This window comes from Streptomyces scabichelini, from assembly GCF_011045015.1.
Lineage (GTDB): Bacteria > Actinomycetota > Actinomycetes > Streptomycetales > Streptomycetaceae > Streptomyces > Streptomyces scabichelini.
On record NZ_JAAKZY010000016.1, the window covers coordinates 45297 to 66442 of the forward strand.

General features: G+C 70.9%; 21 protein-coding genes and 2 pseudogenes. 17 read left to right on the forward strand and 6 right to left on the reverse strand.

The features are described from left to right. The first annotated feature begins 100 nt into the window (after positions 1 to 100). Positions 101 to 331 carry a hypothetical protein gene (locus G5C60_RS53565; protein ID WP_338145730.1) on the forward strand — a complete coding sequence of 77 codons (231 nt, stop codon included), beginning with the start codon at positions 101 to 103 and terminating at the stop codon, positions 329 to 331. Here the strand turns inward: G5C60_RS53565 and G5C60_RS07685 are convergent. After that, positions 273 to 790, reverse strand: a pseudogene (locus G5C60_RS07685) (sigma-70 family RNA polymerase sigma factor); the annotation flags it as partial. The gene G5C60_RS53565 and the pseudogene G5C60_RS07685 sit on opposite strands and share 59 nt — an antisense overlap. Between G5C60_RS07685 and G5C60_RS07690 the strand changes: the two are divergent. Continuing rightward, complete coding sequence (locus tag G5C60_RS07690; RefSeq protein WP_165256063.1) at positions 735 to 1259, forward strand: MFS transporter; 525 nt, start codon at positions 735 to 737, stop codon at positions 1257 to 1259. The pseudogene G5C60_RS07685 and the gene G5C60_RS07690 sit on opposite strands and share 56 nt — an antisense overlap. Here the strand turns inward: G5C60_RS07690 and G5C60_RS07695 are convergent. The 3 genes from G5C60_RS07695 to G5C60_RS07705 all read right to left on the reverse strand — a co-directional run bounded on the left by G5C60_RS07695 (position 1150) and on the right by G5C60_RS07705 (position 4372). Next, positions 1150 to 1644 (reverse strand): TfoX/Sxy family protein, encoded by a 495-nt coding sequence (locus G5C60_RS07695; protein ID WP_165256065.1) that lies wholly within the window; start codon positions 1642 to 1644, stop codon positions 1150 to 1152. The genes G5C60_RS07690 and G5C60_RS07695 overlap by 110 nt on opposite strands. Positions 1645 to 2015: 371 nt before the next feature. Then, positions 2016 to 3311, reverse strand: a complete 1296-nt coding sequence (locus tag G5C60_RS07700; RefSeq protein ID WP_165256067.1) for an MFS transporter — start codon at positions 3309 to 3311, stop codon at positions 2016 to 2018. Between the two features lie 116 nt (positions 3312 to 3427). Further along, a complete protein-coding gene (locus G5C60_RS07705; RefSeq protein WP_165256069.1) occupies positions 3428 to 4372 on the reverse strand; it encodes a LysR family transcriptional regulator in 945 nt (314 codons plus the stop codon). 129 nt (positions 4373 to 4501) lie between these two features. Between G5C60_RS07705 and G5C60_RS07710 the strand changes: the two genes are divergently transcribed. From G5C60_RS07710 to G5C60_RS07755, 10 genes and pseudogenes are all read left to right on the forward strand, one after another. Next, on the forward strand, positions 4502 to 5506 hold the full coding sequence (locus tag G5C60_RS07710; RefSeq protein ID WP_165256119.1) for a fumarylacetoacetate hydrolase family protein: 1005 nt from the start codon (positions 4502 to 4504) through the stop codon (positions 5504 to 5506). Then, a complete protein-coding gene (locus G5C60_RS07715) occupies positions 5503 to 6483 on the forward strand; it encodes a cyclase family protein (protein WP_165256071.1) in 981 nt (326 codons plus the stop codon). The genes G5C60_RS07710 and G5C60_RS07715 overlap by 4 nt, the downstream gene beginning before the upstream one ends. Before the next feature lie 103 nt (positions 6484 to 6586). Further along, complete coding sequence (locus G5C60_RS07720; RefSeq protein ID WP_165256073.1) at positions 6587 to 7735, forward strand: FAD-dependent oxidoreductase; 1149 nt, start codon at positions 6587 to 6589, stop codon at positions 7733 to 7735. Further along, positions 7732 to 8766, forward strand: coding sequence for an amidohydrolase family protein (locus tag G5C60_RS07725; protein ID WP_165256075.1), 1035 nt, complete (start codon positions 7732 to 7734; stop codon positions 8764 to 8766). The genes G5C60_RS07720 and G5C60_RS07725 overlap by 4 nt, the downstream gene beginning before the upstream one ends. Before the next feature lie 11 nt (positions 8767 to 8777). After that, positions 8778 to 9728 carry a VOC family protein gene (locus G5C60_RS07730; RefSeq protein ID WP_165256077.1) on the forward strand — a complete coding sequence of 317 codons (951 nt, stop codon included), beginning with the start codon at positions 8778 to 8780 and terminating at the stop codon, positions 9726 to 9728. Positions 9729 to 9742: 14 nt separating this feature from the next. Next, positions 9743 to 10708 carry a fumarylacetoacetate hydrolase family protein gene (locus G5C60_RS07735; protein ID WP_165256079.1) on the forward strand — a complete coding sequence of 322 codons (966 nt, stop codon included), beginning with the start codon at positions 9743 to 9745 and terminating at the stop codon, positions 10706 to 10708. 11 nt (positions 10709 to 10719) lie between these two features. Further along, positions 10720 to 11457: an SDR family NAD(P)-dependent oxidoreductase gene (locus tag G5C60_RS07740; RefSeq protein ID WP_420907349.1), complete on the forward strand. Its 738-nt coding sequence runs from the start codon at positions 10720 to 10722 to the stop codon at positions 11455 to 11457. A gap of 34 nt (positions 11458 to 11491) precedes the next feature. Beyond that, entirely contained in the window at positions 11492 to 12274 is a 783-nt protein-coding gene (locus G5C60_RS07745; RefSeq protein ID WP_165256083.1) for a 3-oxoacid CoA-transferase subunit A, read from the forward strand. Beyond that, positions 12271 to 12906, forward strand: coding sequence for a CoA transferase subunit B (locus G5C60_RS07750; RefSeq protein ID WP_165256085.1), 636 nt, complete (start codon positions 12271 to 12273; stop codon positions 12904 to 12906). The genes G5C60_RS07745 and G5C60_RS07750 overlap by 4 nt, the downstream gene beginning before the upstream one ends. Before the next feature lie 179 nt (positions 12907 to 13085). Next, positions 13086 to 13406: pseudogene (locus G5C60_RS07755) on the forward strand (aldehyde dehydrogenase family protein); the annotation flags it as partial. Positions 13407 to 13742: 336 nt separating this feature from the next. Here the strand turns inward: G5C60_RS07755 and G5C60_RS07760 are convergent. Both G5C60_RS07760 and G5C60_RS07765 read right to left on the reverse strand, forming a co-directional pair. Further along, positions 13743 to 15116 (reverse strand): hypothetical protein, encoded by a 1374-nt coding sequence (locus G5C60_RS07760; protein WP_338145727.1) that lies wholly within the window; start codon positions 15114 to 15116, stop codon positions 13743 to 13745. A gap of 187 nt (positions 15117 to 15303) precedes the next feature. Beyond that, complete coding sequence (locus G5C60_RS07765) at positions 15304 to 15651, reverse strand: hypothetical protein (RefSeq protein ID WP_241266577.1); 348 nt, start codon at positions 15649 to 15651, stop codon at positions 15304 to 15306. A gap of 710 nt (positions 15652 to 16361) precedes the next feature. Here G5C60_RS07765 and G5C60_RS07770 point away from each other — a divergent pair. From G5C60_RS07770 to G5C60_RS07790, 5 genes are read left to right on the forward strand one after another with little or no spacing between them, the layout of a single operon-like run. Beyond that, complete coding sequence (locus tag G5C60_RS07770) at positions 16362 to 17693, forward strand: ABC transporter substrate-binding protein (protein WP_206439210.1); 1332 nt, start codon at positions 16362 to 16364, stop codon at positions 17691 to 17693. Between the two features lie 4 nt (positions 17694 to 17697). Next, entirely contained in the window at positions 17698 to 18468 is a 771-nt protein-coding gene (locus G5C60_RS07775; protein ID WP_206439211.1) for an ATP-binding cassette domain-containing protein, read from the forward strand. After that, complete coding sequence (locus G5C60_RS07780) at positions 18465 to 19220, forward strand: ABC transporter ATP-binding protein (protein ID WP_165256087.1); 756 nt, start codon at positions 18465 to 18467, stop codon at positions 19218 to 19220. The genes G5C60_RS07775 and G5C60_RS07780 overlap by 4 nt, the downstream gene beginning before the upstream one ends. Beyond that, entirely contained in the window at positions 19217 to 20089 is an 873-nt protein-coding gene (locus G5C60_RS07785; protein WP_165256089.1) for a branched-chain amino acid ABC transporter permease, read from the forward strand. Before G5C60_RS07780 ends, G5C60_RS07785 begins: the two co-directional genes overlap by 4 nt. Then, complete coding sequence (locus tag G5C60_RS07790) at positions 20086 to 21126, forward strand: branched-chain amino acid ABC transporter permease (protein ID WP_206439212.1); 1041 nt, start codon at positions 20086 to 20088, stop codon at positions 21124 to 21126. Before G5C60_RS07785 ends, G5C60_RS07790 begins: the two co-directional genes overlap by 4 nt. The last annotated feature ends 20 nt before the right edge of the window (positions 21127 to 21146 follow it).

Genomic DNA, 21146 nt, shown 5'->3' on the forward strand with positions numbered 1-21146 from the left:
CCGACCTCTGACGAGGTCCCCCGACGACAAGGTGCTCATCGCCGACAGCACCGCCCGCTAAGTGGTCCTCAAGGGCGACGCGAAGCGGGCCGGCGGCGCCATGCTCATCAAGAACGAGGATCCGGACAAGGCGCGTTCCTTTCCCAAGGGCACCGTCTTCCGCTCCACCGCCGGCGTCGAATACCGCCCTGCGGGCGTCCGAGGGGTTCATGGCGACGCTTGGCAAGAGGTGGAAGGCGGTCACCGTGGAGACCGTACGGTTCAGCCGCCCCGAGCCGGTCGGCCAGTTGGTGTTCCTGCGGCACACGGTAGGGAATGCGAGCCGCCTTGATCTTGCGTTTGGCCCGTACGAGACGCTGTGCCATCGTCGCCTCGGTCACCAGAAAGGCGTCGGCGACTTCGGCGGTAGACAGGCCGCCGAGCAGCCGGAGGGTGAGCGCGACCTGTGCCTCGGTGGACAGGGCCGGATGGCAGCAGGTGAAGATGAGACGCAGCCGGTCGTCCTGCGCGGGTTCCCCCCTCCCCCGGCATGCCGGGGTCGTCGTGAGCGGGCGAGAGCGCGGCCACCTCGCCGAGCAGTTCCCGCTCCCGTTGCCGCGCGACGCAGTCGGTCGATGGCGGCATTGCGTGCGGTCGTCGTGATCCATCCGCCCGGGTTCGGCGGCAGGCCATCGCCCGGCCACTTGCGCAGCGCGGCGGCGAACGCTTCCTGTACGGCGTCTTCGGCGACGTCGATGTCGCCGAAGACGCGCCTCTTCACCCGGATCGGCACCAGGCCGGTGATCGTCACCGGCGCGCTTGCGGCCGCCGTCGGCGTCTACTACCTCTCCCGCATCCCGGCCGACGGCTCCTATCCGGCCGATCTGCTGCCCGGGCTCCTGGTCATGTCCCTCGGGCTTGGTGCCGTCTTCGTCGGCGTCACCACCGCCGCCAACGCCGACGTGCCGCCCGACAAGGCCGGTCTGGCGGCCGGACTGCTCAACACTTCGGCCCAACTCGGCGCCGCCCTCGGTCTCGCCGTCTTCTCCGCGATCGCCACCGCCCGCACCGACCACCTGCTCGGCGGCGGATCCGGACAGACCGCCGCACTCACGGCCGGATACCAGCGCGCCCTGCTCGCCTGCGCCGCCTTCCTGCTCGCCGCCGCCGTCATCGCCCTGCGCGCCACCCACACCCGGGCCACGCCACCCGGTACGACCCCGCCCGAGCCCGCCCAGGAACCGGGCGACGAGCACACCGCCCGACAGCCGGCCGGATGAGCGCCCTCCGTACGCCCGCCGGGGCATCAGCCCCGCGAGCGTGTTCTGCCCGTTCGGGCCATTTGGGCGGCAAGGTGCGGGCGTGGGCGACAGCCCGAGAGACCCCCTCGTCGAGCGCCGCCCCGGCGAGCGCCTCGGGCGCGACGAACACCATGGACTTCATGGTCCGGCCGGTGAAATCCATGGGCCGGACGCCCAGCCGTGCCGGTGTCTCGGCGGCCCCCTCCGGACCGAGCCGGATCATGAGTTCGTCGTGGACGACGCCGCAGAACATGTGGCCACCGAGCAGGAAGGCAAGGCCGAACATCTTGCGTGCGCCGACGTCGCCGACCGGCGACAGGACTTCCCGGATCCGCTCGGCCAGAGTCTCGTCGTAGGCAACCATTTATGGCTCCGGTAGGCCGGGCCCGGCTCTCCTACCGCCGCGCCGAGGAGATCTTCGACGACAACACCCGGCTGCCGGCCAACCCGCTCGCCTCACCCGAAGACATCGAGGACCTGAACGGCTGGACCCGGCACCGACTGCGGCACTCCGCACTCACGCACGACGCGGAGAGCGGCACCTCCACCACAATGCTGCCGGCCCGCCCCCGTCACGCCTCCGTGCGGCCCCTGGAACGGTACGCACGCCCCGGCGTCGACGCGGTCGCCCAGCATGTCGTCGAGCGTGACGCCGCCGCTCGACGGAAGCGTCAGGGCTTCAAGATCGTCTCATGGCCCCTTTTGGGCGGCGCTGTCCTCGAGGGCGGCTTCCTGCTACTGGGACAACGGTGCGACGGTCGCGGCCCTGCGCCGGGCGGTCAGGAAGAGGCCTGCCGCGACGACGGCCGCGGCCAGGCCGAGCAGGCCGACGGCGGCGGCCAGAGTGCCGAGGGCGGACTCGGCCGCGATCAGCACCAGCGGGCAGATGAACTGGCCGATGAAGAACGACGCGGTCCACAGGCCGGTGCCACGGCCGCGGTCGGCGAAGTCCAGCCTGGACATGGCGATGGTGAGCAGGGAAGGCAGCAGAAGACCGGTGCCGAGGCAGTTGAGTACGGCGCCGACGATCAGCAGTGGCGCGCTGTCCGCGAGCCACATCACCGCGAAGCCGGCCGCGCACAGGGCGAAGACGAGTGGCAGCCGGGGCCCCGGGGTCCCTCGCAGCTTGGCGAAGGTGATCGCGCCGGCCACGGTGGCGGCGCTGGCGATCGCTGTGGCCAGCCCGATCACGCTGGTCGCCGTCACGCCGAGGTCGTCCAGCAGATAGGACATCTCCACCGGGACGGTGTAGAAGACGAGGGCCCCGAACACGGTGAGTCCGCAGATCCCGGCCAGCTGCCGGAAGGGGAAGGAGCGCTTCGGCGCGACCGTGGTGTCCGCGCTCTCCCCGTCTCCGTCCCCGTCCTCGGCGGCGGCACCGGTGGCCGCGGTCGGCTTCGGCAGTCCGATGGCCATGAGCGGGGCGATGAGCAGACTGACGGCGTAGATCCAGAACGGGGTCCGCCAGCCGGCCGACCCCGCGGCACCGCCGATGACGAAGAACGCGGTCGCGGAGGCGGAGGCGCACATGGTCTGGAGGGCGAGGTAGCGGTCCCGTACCCGACCGCTGTAGTAGTCGCCGATCAGCGTGGTGCAGCAGGTCATGATGGCGGCCTCGGCGACACCTACCAGGGCGCGGCTGGCCACGATGGCACCCAGCGACTCCAGCCACAGCGGAGCGGTGCCGAAGATCGCGTACAACACGGTCGCGGCGATCAGCAGGCGCTTGCGGCCGAGCCGGTCGACGATGACGCCCGCGAAGGGTGCCAGCAGGCCCAGCGCCAGCGCCGGGACGGTGAGAGCCATCGGGACCAGGGCGCCTGCGCCAGGCACATCGGCGAAGTGGTCCTGCATCTTGGGCAGCACGGGGGCGATCAGGACGGCCCCGAGGATCGGCAGACAGCTGCCGGCCATGAGGAGAGCGACGCGCAGCCGGTGCGCGGCACCGTACATCGGCAGCGCAAGGATCGCACCGGGCGGCGGCACTGTTTCCGCGTAGGCAGGCGGGGGCGGAGGCACGGAAGCGGGCATGCGGGAACTCCATGTGGCGAGGGGAGGGGACGACACGCCATCGGGACACAGAGACCCCGAGGAGAGGAGCGTGCGGAGGATCTGGCGTTGACTATGAGTGAGCGGCCAAGCCCTGCCTAGCCTCTGTCCGATCGATCTCCCGGATCGCGATCATCCTTGCCGTGGATGGTGTCCGCGACCCGGGCCGCTGTCTCCCGCAGCCAGATGTGCGCCGCGTCGTGCGTGTGGACCGGGTGCCACCACAGGGCTTCCCGGAGTGGCACGGCGTCGTAGGGCGGTTGCATGACCCGTACGGGGACGAGTCCGTCGAGCCGGTCGGCGAGATGCCCCTGGATCAGGGCGACCCGGCGGGTGCCCGCGACCAGGAGGGGCATCAACTGGAAGCTGTCGACGGAGACTTCGACGCGCGGCTCGATACCGAGCATGGCGATCTGACGGGCGGCGGGTGCGTCGTATGTGCGCTGGTACGTCACCCACGGCAGCCGGGCCAGGTCGTCGAGGGTGAGCTGCTCGCCGACCTCGGGGTTGTCGTCGGCGACGAGGTAGACCCAGCGGTCCCGGTACAGCTCCACGGCGGGAAAGTCGCCGATGATGCCGTGCGGCAGCAGCAGCCCGTCGGCGGTGCTCAGCAGCGCCCCGGTGTTCTCGGTGATGTCCGTCGGAGGCTGCTTGAAGCGCAGCCTGATCCCCGGCGCCTCGGTGTGGACGATGCGGGCGAGTTCGGCACCGAAGACGGCCACCGCGTAGTCGGAGGCGATCAGGGTGAACTCGTGCTCCTCATGGGCGGGGTCGAACACCGCCTGGCTGGTGAAGACGCGTTCGAGCAGGTCGCAGGCGGTGGCGGTGCGGTCGAGGAGGGCCAGGCCGAGGGCGGTCAGTTCGTAGCGTCCGCCGATCCTGGAGAGCAGGTCGTCGTCGAAGTGGCGGCGCAGCCGGGCCAGGGCGGCGCTCATGGCGGGCTGGCTGAGCCCGATGCGCCGGCCCGCGTTGGTGACGTTGCGCTCCTCCAGGAGGGCCCGCAGGGCGACGACGAGGTTGAGGTCCAGGCTGGCCAGGTTCACGCGAAATCCCTGTACGGAGTAGGAGACTGCGGCGCTGGGTATTCGCCGCCTGGATGCCTGGCATCCAGAGAATCGATTTCCCCGATCGCAAGGTACGCGCCAGATTAGTGGCATCGCAATCGGGAGGACATCTCCGTGAAATCCACAGCCACGTCGGCGCCTCTCTTCACCGGCCCCTTGGCCATCGGCACTCTCTCCGCTCCGGGCGGGGCCGCGTTCCCCGGCCTCGTGGTGCCGGACGGCCGCGTGCTCGACCTGCGTACGACACTGGACGAACCCGCGCTGACCACCCTCGCTCTCCTGGAGCGCTGGGATGAGGAACTGCCTCGCCTGCGCGGCCTCGCGGACGAGCCGGCCGGTGACTGGCTGCCGCTGGACGACCTGTTCGTGCACGCGCCCGTCGAGCCCCGGCAGATCTTCCAGTCCGGCGCCAACTACCGGCAGCACGTGATCGACCTAGAGGTCGCGCACCGATCCCCGGACGACCCGCGCACCGTCGAGGAGGCCCGCGCCGAGATCGCGGCGATCATGGACAAGCGAGCCGCCGAGGACCTCCCGTACGTCTTCATCGGCCTGCCGACCACGATCACCGGCCCCTACGACGACGTCGTACTGCCCGCCTGGGCCAAGAAGCCCGACTGGGAGCTGGAGCTGGCCGCGGTGATCTCCCGCCCCGCTCACCAGGTCGCGGTGGAGGAGGCCCTGGAGTACGTCGCGGGTTACACCATCGCCAACGACCTCACCGACCGGGCCACCGTCTTCCGCCGGGACATGCCCGCCATCGGCACCGACTGGCTGCGCTGCAAGAACGCTCCTGGCTTCACCCCGCTCGGCCCCTGGATCGTCCCGGCCGGGTCCGTCGCCGACCCGTCCGACCTGCGGGTCACCCTGAAGCTCAACGGCGAGACGATGCAGGACGAGTCCACCAAGGACATGATCTTCGGCGTGGCCCGGATGGTCTCGTACATTTCCCAGACCGCCCAACTCCTGCCCGGCGACCTGGTGTTGACCGGCAGCCCGGCCGGGAACGGCATGCACTGGGGTCGGCTGCTGCACGACGGCGACGTGATGGACGGATCCGTCACGGGGCTCGGTGCCCAGCGCACCCGCTGCGTCGCGGAGGTCTCCCGGTGACCCTCGACCGCACCACCGTGCCTGATGCGAAAGACGCCGAGGGCGCGATCGCCGAGGCCGCCAAGACGTACTCGAACTGGGGCCGTTGGGGCGAGGACGACGTCCTCGGCACGCTCAACTTCCTGGACGCCGAAAAGCGCCGTGAGGGCGCGGCCCTCGTCCGCGACGGGGTCAGCTTCTCGCTCTCCCAGCGTTTCGAGATGAACGGCCCGCAGAAGGGCTGGCGGCGGCGTACGAATCCGGTGCACACCATGCTCGACACCGGCACCGACGCCGCCCTGGGCAACCAGGGTTTCCCGCACGGCTTCGGCGGTGCCGACGACGTGATCGCGATGCCGCTGCAGTGCTCCACCCAGTGGGACGGCCTGGGTCACATCTTCGACCATGGCAAGGCTTGGAACGGGCGGGCCGCCGAGAAGGTCGTCACCTCCGACGGCGACCTCGTCACCGGCATCGAGCACATGGCGCCGTACGTGGCCGGACGGGGCGTCCTCCTCGATGTGGGCCTGGTCGTCGGCCGGAACGGCGAACTGCCCGACGGCTTCGCCATCACCGAGGAGCACCTGACCGCAAGCGCCGCGGCGCACGGTGTCACGGTCGGCCGCGGCGACCTCGTCCTCGTCCGCACCGGACGGCTGGCCCGCGCCAGGCGCGAGGGCTGGGGCGAGTACGCGGGCGGTCCCTCGCCCGGGCTGAGCTTCACCACCGCCGGCTGGCTGCACCGCAGCGAGATCGCCGGGATCGCCACCGACACCTGGGGCTTCGAGGTCCGGCCCAACGAGTTCGACCACGCCTTCCAGCCGCTGCACCAGGTCGCCATCCCCAACATGGGCCTGCTCATAGGCGAGATGTGGGACCTCGACGCCCTGGCCGAGCACTGCGCGGCCGACGGGCGGTACGAGTTCTGGCTCACCGCCGCTCCGCTGCCCATCACCGGAGCCGTCGGCTCCCCCGTGAACCCGATCGCCGTCAAGTAACGCCCCGGACCGGCCGAGTGGGCCGCCCCGAAGCCACACCCATCCGGCTCGCACGACCACCCCTGCCGCTCGAAGTCGTGCGGCCGCACCGCAGGGAGATCCCATGACCGACCCCCGCCCCCGCACCGTCCTCGTCATCGGCGGCGGCGCCTCCGGCAACGCCGTGACCGTGCTGCTGCGGCGAGCGGGCATCACCGTGGACCTGATCGAGGCCAAGTCCGACTGGAACGTCCTCGGCTCCGGCATCACCCTCCAGGGCAACGCGCTGCGCGTGCTGCGCGAGCTGGGCGTGTGGGACAAGGTCCGGGAGAGCGGCTACGCCTTCGACTCCGTGGGCCTGGCCACGCCCGACGGCCACGTGTTCCACGTCCAGCAGGACATCCGCACCGGCGGCGAGGACCTGCCCGCGACCATCGGCATGCAGCGGCCCCGGCTCCAGGAGATCCTGTGCGCGGCGGTCCGGGTCAGTGGTGCGACGGTCCGCCTCGGCACCACCGCCGACGAGCTGGTCCAGGACGAGACGGGTGTCACCGCCCGCTTCAGCGACGGCACCGAGGGCCGCTACGACCTCGTCATCGCGGCCGACGGTCTCAACTCCCTGACCCGCGCGGTGATCGGCATCGGTGAGAAGCCCGAGCCGACCGGCATGGCCATCTGGCGCGTCGCCGCACCACGCCCGGCGAGCGTGGAGCGCACGGACCTGGCCTTCGGCGGGCCCTGCTACATCGCCGGCTACTGCCCCACCAGCGAGAACACCATCTACGGCTATCTCGTCGAGGCCAACCGCGACCGCGCCTCCATCGACCCGGCCTCGTACGCGGACGAGATGCGGCGCCTGGCAGCCCCGTACGGCGGCGCCTGGCCCGAGATCGCCGCGAGCATCACCGACCCGGCCAAGGTCAACTACACCTGGTTCGACCGGCTGCTCGTCGAGGGGTCCTGGCACCGCGGCCGGGTCGTGCTGGTCGGTGACGCCGCCCACGCCTGCCCGCCCACCCTCGCGCAGGGCGCGGCCATGTCGCTGGAGGACGCCTCCGTGCTGGCCGAGCTGCTGACCGCGGAGGAGTCGTGGGATTCCCTCGACTCCCTCGACGACTTGCTGACCCGCTACCACGAGCGCCGCATCGACCGTGTCCGCATGGTCGTCGAGGCCTCGGTGCAGCTCGGCCAGTGGCAGCTGGACGGCGTCCGTGACGCCGACGTGCCCGGCCTGATCGGCCGCACGATGTCCGCCCTGAAGGAGACCCCGTGACGACCCCGGACACCCTGGACGCCCTGGCCACCCCGGCGACCCCCACCATCGACGTCCACGCGCACGTCCTGCTGCCGCAGGTCGAGGAGGCCGTCGCCGGACACCCCGGGCTTGCCGCCGCCCGCAGTCTCGACGCCCGCCGCAACGGCCCCGAGGCGCTCGCCGTCAGCGGCCCGATGGTCCGCGACCGCATCCCTCGACTGACCGACGTCAAGGCCCGGCTCACCGCGATGGACGCCTCCGGCGTCGACGTCCAACTGGTCTCGCCGTCCCCGTCGCACTACCACTACTGGGCCGACGAGGACCTGGCCCGCACGGTGTGGGAACTGGCCAACTCCGGCACCGCCGCGCACGTCGCCCAGGCCCCCGACCGGCTTCACGGACTGGGCCTCGTCCCGCTCCAGCACCCGGACCTCGCCGTCAAGGCCCTCGACCACGCCCTCGGCCTGGGCCTGCGCGGAGTGGAGATCTCCAGCCACGCGCCCGGGCGCGAGCTTTCGGACCCGGCGTACGAGCCGTTCTGGGCGCTCGCCGAGACGACCGGGGCGGTGCTCTTCCTGCACCCCTTCGGCTGCACGCTCGACGAGCGCCTGGACCGCTGGTACCTGTCCAACACGGTCGGCCAGCCCACCGAGAACGCCGTCGCGCTCTCCCACCTCATCTTCTCCGGCGTCCTGGACCGCCACCCCGGCCTGAAGGTGCTCGCAGCCCACGGCGGCGGCTACCTGCCCACCCACATCGGCCGCTCCGACCACGCCTGGCGGACCAGACCGGACACGCGGGGCTGCGCGTCCGAGCCGAGCAGCTACCTCAAGCGGCTGTACTTCGACTCGCTCGTCCACGACCCGCATGTCCTGCGCGAACTGATCCGGGTGGCCGGCCCCGACCGGGTCCTGCTCGGCTCGGACTTCCCCTTCGACATGGGCACCGAGGACCCGGTCGGCGCGCTGCGCGCCGCCTCGGACCTGCCCGACCCCCACTTCCACGCCGTACGCGGCGGCAACGCGGCAGCGCTGCTGCGCCTCTCCTGAGGAGCCCCGACATGACCGACGATTCGCCCAACCGCCTGCTCACCCACCTGCGGCACGTCGACCTCGCCGTGCCCGACTACGACAAGCAGCTCGACTTCTACGCCGGAGTCTGGGGCCTGACCAAGGTCGCCGAAGACTCCGGGATCTCCTTCCTGGCCGCCGAGGGCAGCCCCGAGCAGTACGTCGTACGGCTCCGCAAGGCAGACGAGAAGCGGCTCGACCTCGTGTCCTACGGCGCCGCGTCGGCCGCCGACGTGGACACGCTCGCCGGGCAACTCCTCGCGGACGGCGTGCGGTTGATCTCGCAGCCGGGCAAGGTCGACACCCCCGGCGGGGGCTACGGCTTCCGCTTCTTCGACGGCGACGGCCGCACCATCGAGGTCTCGGCGGAGGTCGAGGCCCGGAGGCACCGGCGTATCGAGGAGAAGGAGGCCATCCCGGTCCGCCTCTCGCACGTCGTCCTCAACTCCCCCGACCTGGACGCCACCCGCGCCTGGTACGAGCGCCACCTCGGCTTCCGGCTGTCCGACTCGCTCAGCTCGCCGCACATGGGCGAGGTCATGCACTTCATGCGGATCAGCAGCCAGCACCACTCGATGGCCCTCGCCAAGGGCCCGCACACCTCCCTGCACCACGTCTCGTTCGAGATGCGCGGCCTGGACGAGTACATGCGCGGCTCGGGGCGCGTGATGCGCTCCGGTGCCCGCAAGGTCTGGGGCCCGGGCCGGCACATGGCGGGCGACAACACCTTCACGTACTTCCTCGACCCGCACGGCAACACCGTCGAGTACACGACGGAGTTGGAGGAGCTCGACGAGGACACCTGGCATCCGCACGTCTACGACTTCTCCCGGCCCGAAGTCACCGACCAGTGGGGCACGGCGAACCCGATGAACGAGCTGGTCGCCAAGGAGTCTTTCAACGACGTCGACCCCGGCGTCTTCGTCGCCCCGCCGGTCTGATCCCCAGGATTGCCATGCGCTTCGCCACGTACGAACACCACGGCCGCCGCAGCGTCGCCACCGTCGAGGGCGACGGCACCCTCCACCCCTTCCCCGGCCGCGCCTCACTGCTCGACCTGCTCCGGGCGGGCCCCGCAGCCCTGCGCGAGGCGGGCAACGCCACGCGGGCCGAGCCGGACGGCCCGCATGTCTCGCAGGTGCGGCTGCTGCCGCCTCTCCAACCGCCGTCCGTACGGGACTTCGTCACCTTCGAGGAACACGTCGAGGGCGTACGACGCAGCATCGACCACACGGCCGGGGTCCCCGACGCCTGGTACGACGCGCCGACCTTCTACTTCACCAATCCGTACGCCGTCATCGGCGCCCACGACGACGTGCCCGTGCCGCCCGGCTCCTCGGTCCTGGACTTCGAACTCGAAGTCGCCGCCGTCATCGGCCGCGAGGGCCGCGACCTGACACCCGAGCGGGCCCGCGACCACATCGTCGGCTACACGGTCTTCAACGACTGGTCCGCCCGTGACCTCCAATCCGCCGAGATGAAGGTGGGGTTGGGCCCCTGCAAGGGCAAGGACACCGCCGCCACCCTCGGCCCGTACCTGGTCACCGCCGACGAACTGGAGCCGTACCGGGACACGGACGGTTTCCTGCGGCTGGCGCTGACCGCCTCGGTGAACGGCGAGGTGGTCGGCAAGGATCTGCTGTCCAACATGAGCTGGACCTTCGAGGAGATGGTCGCCTACGCCTCGCGCGGCACATACGTCCGTCCCGGCGATGTGCTCGGCTCCGGCACCTGCGGCAACGGCGGCTGCCTGGCCGAGCTGTGGGGCGTACGCGGCCGCCAGGATCCGCCACCGCTGAAGCCCGGCGACACCGTCACCCTCACCGTCGAGGGCATCGGCACCGTCTCCAACACCGTCGTGCCCGGCGCTGGACCGGTACCGGTCCCCCGGGCCCGCAAGCGTCCGCGGCTGCGCCCGTGAACGGCGTGGCCGTGAACAGGCTGGACGGCAAGGTCGTGGTCGTCACCGGAGCCGCGCGTGGGCAGGGCGCGGCCGAGGCCGAGGCGCTGACCCGGGCGGGGGCGGTGGTCGTCGCCACCGATGTGACTCAGGCTCCGGGCTGTCTGCGCCTGGACGTCACCGACGCGAAGGAATGGGCGACGCTCGCCGAAGAGCTGCGCTGCCGGTACGGAGAGGTCCACGGCCTGGTCAACAACGCCGGCATCACCTGGCGCGCGCGGCTCCAGGAGGTCACGCCCGAGGACTTCGCCCGCGTCCATGCGGTCAACGTCACCGGCCCGCTCCTTGGCATCCAGCACCTTGCACCGTTGATGCCGCCGGGCTCGTCGATCGTCAACGTCGGCTCCTCCGCCGGGCTCACCGGGCACTACCCGGTCGCGTACACGGCCAGCAAGTGGGCGCTGCGCGGCCTGTCGAAGGCGGCCTGTGTCGAGCTGGGCCCGCGAGGCATCCGCGTGAACACCGTCCATCCCGGCTTCATCGAGACCGAGATGACCGCCTCCGCCGCGCCCGCTTTCCGCGAGGCGAACATCCGCGAGACACCGCTGGCCCGCACCGGCACCGTCGACGAGATCACCCCGCTGGTGGTCTTCCTCCTCTCCGACGACGCCTCCTTCATCACCGGCGCCGAGATCCCCGTCGACGGCGGCTTCACCGCACACGGCGGCACCAAGTCCATCTCCGACGCCCTGCGGTCGGCTTCCGACTGACCTCTGACTGACCTCCGGCTGAAAGGACCCATACGTGAACAAGGTCAGCGCGAGCGCCGCCGCGGCGGTCGCCGACATCCCCGACGGTGCCTCGCTGGCAGTCGGCGGCTTCGGCCTGTCCGGCATCCCGGCCACCCTCATCGATGCCCTGCACGCCCAGGGCGCCACCGGCCTGAAGGTGGTCTCCAACAACTGCGGCGTCGACGGCCAGGGGCTGGGCGTTCTCCTCGCCGAGGGCCGCATCAGCCGCGTGACGGGCAGCTACGTCGGGGACAACAAGGAGTTCGCCCGCCAGTACCTCAGCGGTGAACTGGAGGTCGAGCTCGTCCCGCAGGGCACCCTCGCCGAGCGGCTGCGAGCCGGCGGCGCCGGCATCCCGGCCTTCTACACCCCGGCGGGCGTGGGCACACAGGTCGCCGACGGCGGTCTGCCCTGGCGCTACGCGGCCGACGGCAGCATCGCCGTCGCCTCCCCGGCGAAGGAGTCCCGCACCTTCGGCGGTCGCGACCACGTCCTCGAACACGGCATCACCACCGACTACGCCCTCGTCCGCGCCTGGCGCGGCGACACCCACGGCAACCTGGTCTTCAACAAGGCCGCCGCCAACTTCAACCCGCCGGCCGCCATGGCCGGGCGCATCACCGTGGCGGAGGTCGAGGAGCTCGTCGAGCCCGGAGCCCTCGGCCCCGACGCGATCCACGTCCCCGGCATCTTCGTGCAGCGGGTCGTGGCCCTCACCCCTGCCCAGGCCGCCGACAAGCGCATAGAGCACCTTCGAATTTCCGCGTCTTCGACACGAGGGACCGTACGCGCATGAGCTGGACTCGCGGCCAGATGGCCGCCCGCGCCGCCGCCGAGCTGACCGACGGCAGTTACGTCAACCTCGGCATCGGCCTGCCCACCCTCGTCCCGGGCCGCCTTCCGCCGGGAGTTCACGTCGTCCTGCACTCCGAGAACGGCATCCTCGGCACCGGTCCGTACCCCCGCGAGCACGAGGTCGACCCCGACCTCATCAACGCGGGCAAGGAAACCGTCACGGTCCTCCCTGGCGCCTCCTTCTTCGACTCCGCGCTCTCCTTCGGCATGATCCGCGGCGGCCACATCGACACCGCCGTCCTCGGCGCCATGCAGGTCTCCGCCACCGGCGACCTCGCCAACTGGATGATCCCCGGCAAGATGGTCAAGGGCATGGGCGGCGCCATGGACCTCGTCCACGGCGCCCAGCGCGTCATCGTCCTCATGGAACACACCGCCAAGGACGGCAGCCCCAAGATCCTCGACGAGTGCACCCTGCCCCTCACCGGCAAGGCCTGCGTCCACCGCGTCATCACCGACCTCGGCGTCATGGACGTCACCGACAATGGCCTGCTCCTCGTCGAGACCGCTCCCGGCGTCACGGCCGAGGCCATCACAGCGGTCACTGCCGCGAAGCTGCACACCGCCACCTGAGGCACGCCGCCCTGGCCGCGGCGCACAACCAGGGCAACCGGCTCACCACACAGGGTCAGGCCGTGCCGAGGCCGCGCAGGAAGGCGTCCGCGGCGAGGTCGGCCGCCTGCGGGGCATCCACTGCGCTCTGCGCCTCACGGCGAGCGCTGGCCTCGGGGTCCTTCTGCACCATGCGGCGATACGTCACCCCGACCCTCTTCGCCGACGTCGACAACTCCATGCGCATCGCCCAGGAGGAGATCTTCGGCCCGGTCCTTGCTGTCATCGCCTACGACTCCGAATACGGGCTCTCAGGCGGAATCTGGATCGCCGACCCCGAGCGGGCCCTGGCCGTCGCCCGCAAGCTGCGCACCGGAACCGTCACCGTCAACGGCTCGCCCATCAGCTTCGACGGCCCCTTCGGCGGCTACAAGGCCAGCGGCCTCGGCCGCGAATACGGCAAGGTCGGCCTCACCGGCTACGTCGAGCACAAGTCCATCACCCGGCTCCGGCAGCCGTAGCCGACCGAAGATGCGCGAACCTACCGGGCCGGCCCCCCACATTGCCGGCAGGCCGGCCCGGTACCCTCGCCGGCCTGATTCAGCCGTTCGTGAGGTGTGAGTACTCGGCCATGGAACGTGGACGACGAGTTGTGGGCGCTGATCGAGCCGCTGCCACCGGCCTGGCCGGAGAAGTCGCCGGGGCCACGGCCGGTGGCGGACCGGCTGTGTCTCCAGGGCATCCTGTACGTCCTCTGCAACACCGCATCCTGCTCGCCGAACTCAACGCGGCCGGCCGCCTCGACTGGTCGAGGGCGTGCGTGGACGGCTCCGACATCCGATCGAAAAAGGGCGCCCCTATACCGGTCCGTCGCCGGTCGACCGGCGGAAGACGGGGGCGCGGCGGCGTCGGTGGCGGCGCACCAGTGCGGGCAGCCACGGCACGGCACCGAGCACGGACAGGAGCGACAGCAGCGGGATACGCCACCAGGCCGAGAGCTGCGACGGTGGCGGAGGTTGCTCCTTGGCCACCCAGGGCCGTGCGGTCTTCGACCATGCCAGGAACGCGTCACCGACCGGGACCAGGCCCAAGGCGTACCGCTTGGTCCAAGGGGTGTGGACCGGCAGGCCGGCCAGCTCGCTGACGCCTGCCAGCGCGGCGGCGAGAGGGGCGTCGCCGTGGACCTGGGCCGCGCCGATGGTGACCACGCTCGCCGACAGGCTCACGCCGAGCGGGAGCGGGCCGGAGTCCACGTCGGCCGGGCCGTCCATGCCGTCGGGGTACTCCCGCACGGCCGGCCCGAGGCCGAGAGGCGAGGCGATGTACCGATCGCGGAAGCGCAGGTATTGCTGACGGGCGAAGACCGGGTCGATGTCGATCAGGAAGCGCTGGATGAGGCTCTGCGAGGTGCCCCTGGCCACCTCGATCGGGTCGCCGGTGTCCGGGGCGGCCCGGTGCGGGAGCAGTCCGGTGCGCGGGTCGAGCCGCTCGCGCACCTCGCGCAGCCACCGCTGGACGGTTTCGGTGAACCGGTCGGGCAGCAGGGTGTCGTGCAGCCGCAGCGATGCGATCGCCACGGTCGAGTCGACCGGCCACGCCTGACCGGGGTACGCCTCCAGATACGGCGACCGCGAGGCGTCGAAAGCCGCGCCGAGCGCGGCCGAGTCACGGGTGAACCGCCGTACCTCGGCCGGATCGCGCTGCCCGGCCGGTTGCAGGCTCAGCACCCCGCCGCGCAGCCAGTTGCTCCAGCCGCGGTGGAAAACGCCGTACGGCGGGTTGAGGCTCGGGCTGAACGGGGCACGGCCGGACGGAGAGTCCAGCTGCTCCAGCGCCGACCGTGCCTCGCGCAGTGCCGTCGAGCGCTTGCCGACCGGTTCGCGCATCCCGATCTCGACCCAGCTCAGACCGTAGAGCGCGTGCAGGAAGAAGTAGCCCTCGGGAAACATCCCCTGCGCCTCGTCGCCGGCCCCGTCGTCCAGCGCCTCACGCAGGAACGCCAGCTGCTGCCGGACCCCGGGCGGCTCGCCGTCCGTGCCCGCGGTGGCGGGCACGACCAGCCGCACCGCGCCCAGCAGGGCACAGATGCTGACCAGCACCGCGACCAGCCGACGCGACCAGCGCAGCACCCGACGCCCTGCCGACGGCGGCGAGAGACGGCCGCCGCTACGACCCGCCTCGACCTCCGCGCCGGGACCGGTGTCAGCACCGGCCTCGGTACCGATCTTCACCCCATGACTCCCTCGTCGTCATCCGGCAGTGCCACTGCCCTGCACGATGCGAGTTCCGGCAACGAGGTTCACTCCATGTCCTGCGACAGCTGGGGGCGGCGTCTTCGCCATCGTCGTGCACCTGGCCCGCCGCCCGGTCCCGCTTCTCCTGGAGAGAGACGGAGAGCCCCGTGCGAATGAGCGACATTCAGCGTTGCGAGATCAGAACGCCATGGCCCGCCGTCACGGGGACGACCTGCTCGGCCGACGGCGCCTCGGCCTTCACCGGCGTCCAGAAGTCCGACAGCGTCATCGTCGCCATGGCCTTCATACCGCCGAAGCAGGACAGCCGGGCCTGGACGGCGCGCCCCTTCCCGTCGACCCACACGTCCGCGTAGACGGGCATGTCGTCACCCAGCTTCTCGCGCAGGTCGTCCAGTCCCTGTTCGTCGTTCGTCTGTGTCGTCATGCGGAGCGTCGCGGTGGCCTGGTCGATCGTGCCCCGGTAGTGCACCGCAGGGGCGTCGTTCACCTGCTCCTTGCTCTCGTTCGACACCTGCCGCATCGCCTTCGTCTGGCGGAGCCACGATCCAGCGGGGATCCAGCAGCGGGAGCGGAACGTCCGGCCGGGGTGGCCACGCGCGGCCAAACGGCCCGCGATACAACTCGACACCGAGAGATCCGTCGCCCGACGGACATCTCAAGGCCCGGTACGCGGCCCCGACCTCGGCGCTTGGAGCTCTTCCTCCCAACGGCGGGCCGCTCGCCAGGACTTGTCCGGTCGATCAAAGTCTCGGCCGCGCCGGGATGTGAGTCGCCCGGCCCCAGCGGTCGGCCTGCTGACCACGGACAGGTCTTACTCCGCGGTGCCGAGGCGTGCGTCGAGCGTGGTCCGCACCGCTCACATGTCAGGAATCCTGAGAAAGAATTAACGCCTGCTGAGCGGACCTCGTCAAGGCCGCCGCGGCAACTTCTCTGCCCCCCAGAGGCGCCGGGCGGCCGGCACCCGAAGAGCGCGTCCGATACGTCTCGGCAACACCCTTGTCATCCGGAGTCGGCGCGTGCATCATCGTGGCCATCATCAGGGTTCCTGATATCGGGCATGCTGCCCGGCCCTACCGGGACGCGAAGGAACCCGCCACCGCTTTCCGCTGCCGGCTCTGGCTCACCCCAGCGGCTTCAGCCGCCCCTTCCCGCTTCCCCAGCAGCTTCCTCAGCAGCTTCACCACCCCCCGTTCCGCTCCCTCGACGTGCCCGGAGGCATTCATGAGCGCACCCATGAACACACCCGCGAACGGCAATTTGTCCCGAAGATCCATTCTCCGGGGGACGGCCGGAGCCGCCGGGCTGTTCACCGCAGGCGGTCTGCTGACCGCCTGCGGCGGCATCAAGGAGTCCTCGGCGCAGACCGACGCGGTGCTTCGAATCGGCTACGTCTCGCCCAGCACGGGCCCGGCCGCCGGCTTCGGCGAGGCGAACGCATTCCTGATGAAGAAGCTGCGCACCACCTTCGAAAAGGACGGGCTGCGGATCGGCGGCAAGAAGTACTCCGTCAAGATCATCGACCGCGACAGTCAGTCGAATCCGCAGACCGCCGCGCAGGTCGCGGCCGACCTGATCAACAGCGAGAAGATCGATCTGATGCTCGTCACCTCCACGCCGGAGACGGTCAACCCCGTCGCCGACGCGTGCGAGGCGGCCAAGATCCCGTGTCTGTCGACCGCCGTGCCGTGGGAGGCGTGGTACTTCGGCCGCGGCGCCACCCCCGAGAAGCCCTTCACGTACACGTACCACTTCTTCATAGGCGTCGCGGAACTCCATGCCGCGTACACCTCCCTGTGGACGAAGGGCGGGGTGGAGACCAACCGGCGGGTCGGCGTCATGTGGCCCAACGACCCCGACGGCAAGGCGATCCGGCAGGGGCTCGGGCCGCAGCTCAAGAAGAGCGGGTTCACCATCGTCGACCCGGGGGCGTACGAGGACGGGACGAACGACTACTCGGCGCAGATCGCGGCGTTCAAGAAGGCGGACGCGGAGATCTTCAACACCTTCCCGCTGCCGCCCGACTTCGCCACCTTCTGGAAGCAGGCCAGGCAGCAGGGATACCGGCCGCGCATCGCGAGCATTGCCAAGACCGGTCTCCTGCCCTCCCAGATCGAGGCGCTCGGCTCGCTCGGACACGGACTCAGCGCCGGCTTCTGGTGGTCGCCCGAGTTCCCGTTCACCTCCACCCTCACCGACCAGACCGCCCGGCAACTGGCCGACGACTACGAGAAGTCGACGGGCAAGCAGTGGACCCAGGTCATCGGGTCGAACATGGCTCTCTTCGAGGTCGCGGTCCACGCACTGAAGGCGACCTCCGACCCCAAGGACCGGGGGGAGCTCGCGGCCGCCCTCGGCAAGGCCAAGCTGACCACCGTCGCCGGTCCGCTGGACTTCACGTCCGGGCCGGTGAAGAACGTGTCCACGGAGCCGCTGGTCATGGGGCAGTGGCGCAAGGCCACGGGCGGCAGCAAGTTCGCCGTCGAGCCGGTCATCGTCGACAACGGCGCCTTCCGCGACATCCCGCTCGGAGGCGAACTTGAGCCCCTCCGCTGAGCCGGTGACCGACACCATGGGGACAGGGGAGGCCGCCGCGGCGGCCGCTCCGGCCCCGCCGGTGCTCGTGGCGAACGGCATTCACCGACGCTTCGGCAGCCTGGTCGTCCTCGAAGGCATCGACCTCACCCTCGCCCCCGGCGAAGCCCTGGGCATCGTCGGCCCGAACGGCGCCGGAAAGACGACCCTGCTCGACATCCTCTCCGGGGCCCAGGCCCCCTCCGAGGGCAGCGTCACCTTCCAGGGGCAGGACGTGACCCGCTGGAAGGTCGACCGCCGCTGCCGCAGCGGCATCGGGCGCTCCCATCAGGTGCCGCGCCCCTTCACCGGCATGACGGCCTACGAGAACGTACTGGTCGCGTCGGTGCAGGGCGGTTCGCACCGGCGCCGGGCCGCGCAGCAGCACGCACTCGGCGTACTCGAGCGCTGCGGCATGCTCGGCCAGGCCAACCGGCCCGCGGCCGCGCTCACCCTGCTGGAGCGCAAGCGGCTTGAGATGGCGCGGGCGCTGGCGACCGATCCGCAGGTGCTGCTCCTTGACGAGATCGCGGGTGGTCTCACCGACGCCGAGACGGACGAACTGATCGCCACCATCGAGCAGTTGCGCGCCGACGGCATCGCCATCGTCTGGATCGAGCACGTCATCCACGCGCTTCTGCGGGTGATCGACCGGCTGGTCTGTCTCGCGCAGGGCCGGGTCCTGGCCGAGGGCGAACCGGACGCCGTCATGTCCGATCCCCGGGTCGTCGAGGCCTACCTCGGGAGCGCGGCATGAGTCTGCTGTCGGTCGAGAATCTCGAAGTACGGCACGGTCTGCTGCGCGCCGTCCGCGACGTCTCCTTCGCCGTGGACGAGGGCGAGGTCGTGGCGGTGGTCGGGGCCAACGGTGCCGGAAAGTCCACCCTGATGCGGGCCGTCGCCGGAGCACACCAGCCGGCCGAGGGCCGTATCGGCCTGGACGGTGTGGATGTGACGGACCGGCGGGCCCACGACCGTGTCGCGGCCGGGATCGCGCTGGTCCCGGAGGGGAGGCGGCTCTTCGCCGACCTCACCGTGGAGGAGAACCTGCTCGTCGCGTCCCGGGTACGGCGTCCCGGACCCTGGGACCTGGCAGCCGTCGTGGCCGCCTTCCCACTGCTCGACGGGCTGCTGAAGCGACGCGCCGGCAACCTGTCGGGCGGCGAGCAGCAGGCCGTGGCCATCGGCAGGGCGCTGATGACCAATCCCCGGCTGCTGCTGCTCGACGAGGTCTCGCTGGGCCTCGCGCCCATCGTGATCGACAGCCTCTACGACTCGCTCGGCACGATCCTCTCCGGCGGTACGACGGTGCTGCTGGTGGAGCAGGACCTCGGCCGCGCCCTGGGGGTGGCCCGGCGCGTGCTGTGCATGCTCGAAGGCCGCGTCGTCCTGGACGAACCCGCAGACGACGTCACCCGCGAACAGGTCGTCGAGGCGTACTTCGGACTCAGCCGGGCGGCGGCACCAGACGGCGCCACGGCCGCAACCGTGCAGGAGGAGCCGGCATGAACTGGATCAACGCCATCGTGCAGGGCGTCATGCTCGGCGGTGTCTACGCGCTCTTCGCCTGTGGCCTTTCCCTGATGTTCGGCGTCATGCGGACCGTCAACCTGAGCCACGGCGACCTCGCGGTCCTCGGCGCGTTCCTGGTCGCGGTGCTGGCCGCCGCCGTCGGCATCAGCCCGTTCTTCGCGGTACTGCTCGTCCTGCCCGTGATGGGCCTGGTCGGAGTGGCGTTGCAGCGGGGCATCCTCAGCAAGGCGCTGCGCACCGGCGAGATGTCGTCGATGCTGGCCACCTTCGGTCTCGCGATCGTGCTGCAGAACGTACTGCTGGAGATCTTCAGCGCCGACTCCCGCTCCCTGGACGTCGGTTCGCTGTCCACGGCCGGCCTCCAGCTCGGGTCGTCGGTGAGCATCCCGTATCTCGGCCTGCTCACCGTGGCGGTGGCGGTCGTGCTGCTCGGCGGGCTGCAACTGCTGCTGGCCCGTACGGGCATCGGCCGGGCGATCCGCGCCACCGCCGCCGACGCGGACACCGCCGAGCTGGTCGGGGTCGACAGCCGCCGGGTGTACGCCTGGGCCGCCGCCATCGCCGTTGCCACCGCCGGTCTCGCGGGAGCGTTCTTCGCGATGCGGTCGTCGTTCAGCCCGTCCATGGGGCCGACCCAGCTGCTGTTCGCCTTCGAGGTCGTCGTGATCGGAGGGCTCGGTTCCCTGTGGGGGACGCTCGTCGGAGGCATGGTCCTCGGCGTCGCCCAGACGGTCGGCGCGCAGGTGGATCCGCGCTTCTCCATCGTCGCCGGACACGCGGTGTTCCTCGCGGTCCTGGCCTTCCGCCCGCAGGGACTGCTCGGCATGAGAAGGAGCCGCACATGACCACCGCATCACCGGTGACCCCCGCCACCACCACCGCCGCCGCCACCATCCACCGGTGGACCTCCGTCTCTCGTACGGCGTCCGGTGCCCTGGCCGCCCTGCTGCTCGCCCTGGCGTTCGCGCCCTTCGTCTTCACGCCCGAGGCGACGGCGAAGCTGACGACCCTGTTCGTCCTCGTCATCGTCGCGGCCATGTGGAACGCGCTGGCGGGCTACGCCGGTCTGGTCTCCGTCGGCCAGCAGGGCTTCATCGGCCTCGGCGCGTACGGAGTCTTCCTCTTCGTCGACCGAGGCGTCAGCCCCTTTCTCGCGGTCGTCCTGGCGGCCCTGCTCGCGGGTGCCGTCGCCGTACCCACCTCGCTGCTCGCGTTCCGGCTCACCGGCGGGCAGTTCGCCATCGGCATGTGGGCGATCGCGGAGTTCTTCCGGCTGGTCGTGGTGAACACGCCTTCGCTGGGCGGCGGTTCCGGCCGCTCGCTCACCGATCTGTCGGCCACCGATCCGGCGGTGCGGCAGGCCCAGGTGTACTGGCTCGCCCTGGCGCTGATGAGTGCGCTGCTGCTGGCCGTGTTCGTGCTGCTGCGCGGCAGGCTGGGGGCTTCGCTGGAGGCGATCCGCGACGACCCGGTGGGCGCGGCGTCCGTCGGGGTACGGGTCACCTCGGCGAAACGGCTGGTCTTCGTCCTGGCGGCGGTGGGTGGTGCCGCGGCCGGTGGACTCACCCTCGCGAGCACCCTGCGGGTGCAGCCGGACTCCATCTTCGGGGTCCACTGGTCCGCGTACATGATCTTCATGGTGGTCATCGGCGGCCTCGGCACCTTCGAGGGACCGATCATCGGAGCGATCGTGTTCTTCCTGGTGCAGGACTGGTTCGGGGACAACGGAGGCACCTGGTACCTGATCGGACTCGGTGCCCTCGCCATCGGGATGACGCTGTGGATGCCCCATGGGCTGTGGGGTACCGTGGCTCGCCGACGTGACCTGGAACTCCTACCTGTCGGCTATCGGGTGAAGACACCGGTCGTCCGACCTCGATGACGGCCTCGCCCGACCACCCC

What these genes read in the sequence shown, in the direction of transcription:
- G5C60_RS53565 (WP_338145730.1), top strand. Translation starts at nt 101, where the DNA reads ATGCTCATCAAGAACGAGGATCCGGACAAGGCGCGTTCCTTTCCCAAG.
- G5C60_RS07770 (WP_206439210.1), top strand. Translation starts at nt 16,362, where the DNA reads ATGAGCGCACCCATGAACACACCCGCGAACGGCAATTTGTCCCGAAGA.
- G5C60_RS07730 (WP_165256077.1), top strand. Translation starts at nt 8,778, where the DNA reads ATGACCGACGATTCGCCCAACCGCCTGCTCACCCACCTGCGGCACGTC.
- G5C60_RS07720 (WP_165256073.1), top strand. Translation starts at nt 6,587, where the DNA reads ATGACCGACCCCCGCCCCCGCACCGTCCTCGTCATCGGCGGCGGCGCC.
- G5C60_RS07780 (WP_165256087.1), top strand. Translation starts at nt 18,465, where the DNA reads ATGAGTCTGCTGTCGGTCGAGAATCTCGAAGTACGGCACGGTCTGCTG.
- G5C60_RS07690 (WP_165256063.1), top strand. Translation starts at nt 735, where the DNA reads ATGTCGCCGAAGACGCGCCTCTTCACCCGGATCGGCACCAGGCCGGTG.
- G5C60_RS07790 (WP_206439212.1), top strand. Translation starts at nt 20,086, where the DNA reads ATGACCACCGCATCACCGGTGACCCCCGCCACCACCACCGCCGCCGCC.
- G5C60_RS07785 (WP_165256089.1), top strand. Translation starts at nt 19,217, where the DNA reads ATGAACTGGATCAACGCCATCGTGCAGGGCGTCATGCTCGGCGGTGTC.
- G5C60_RS07695 (WP_165256065.1), bottom strand. Translation starts at nt 1,644, where the DNA reads ATGGTTGCCTACGACGAGACTCTGGCCGAGCGGATCCGGGAAGTCCTG.
- G5C60_RS07750 (WP_165256085.1), top strand. Translation starts at nt 12,271, where the DNA reads ATGAGCTGGACTCGCGGCCAGATGGCCGCCCGCGCCGCCGCCGAGCTG.
- G5C60_RS07700 (WP_165256067.1), bottom strand. Translation starts at nt 3,311, where the DNA reads ATGCCCGCTTCCGTGCCTCCGCCCCCGCCTGCCTACGCGGAAACAGTG.
- G5C60_RS07735 (WP_165256079.1), top strand. Translation starts at nt 9,743, where the DNA reads ATGCGCTTCGCCACGTACGAACACCACGGCCGCCGCAGCGTCGCCACC.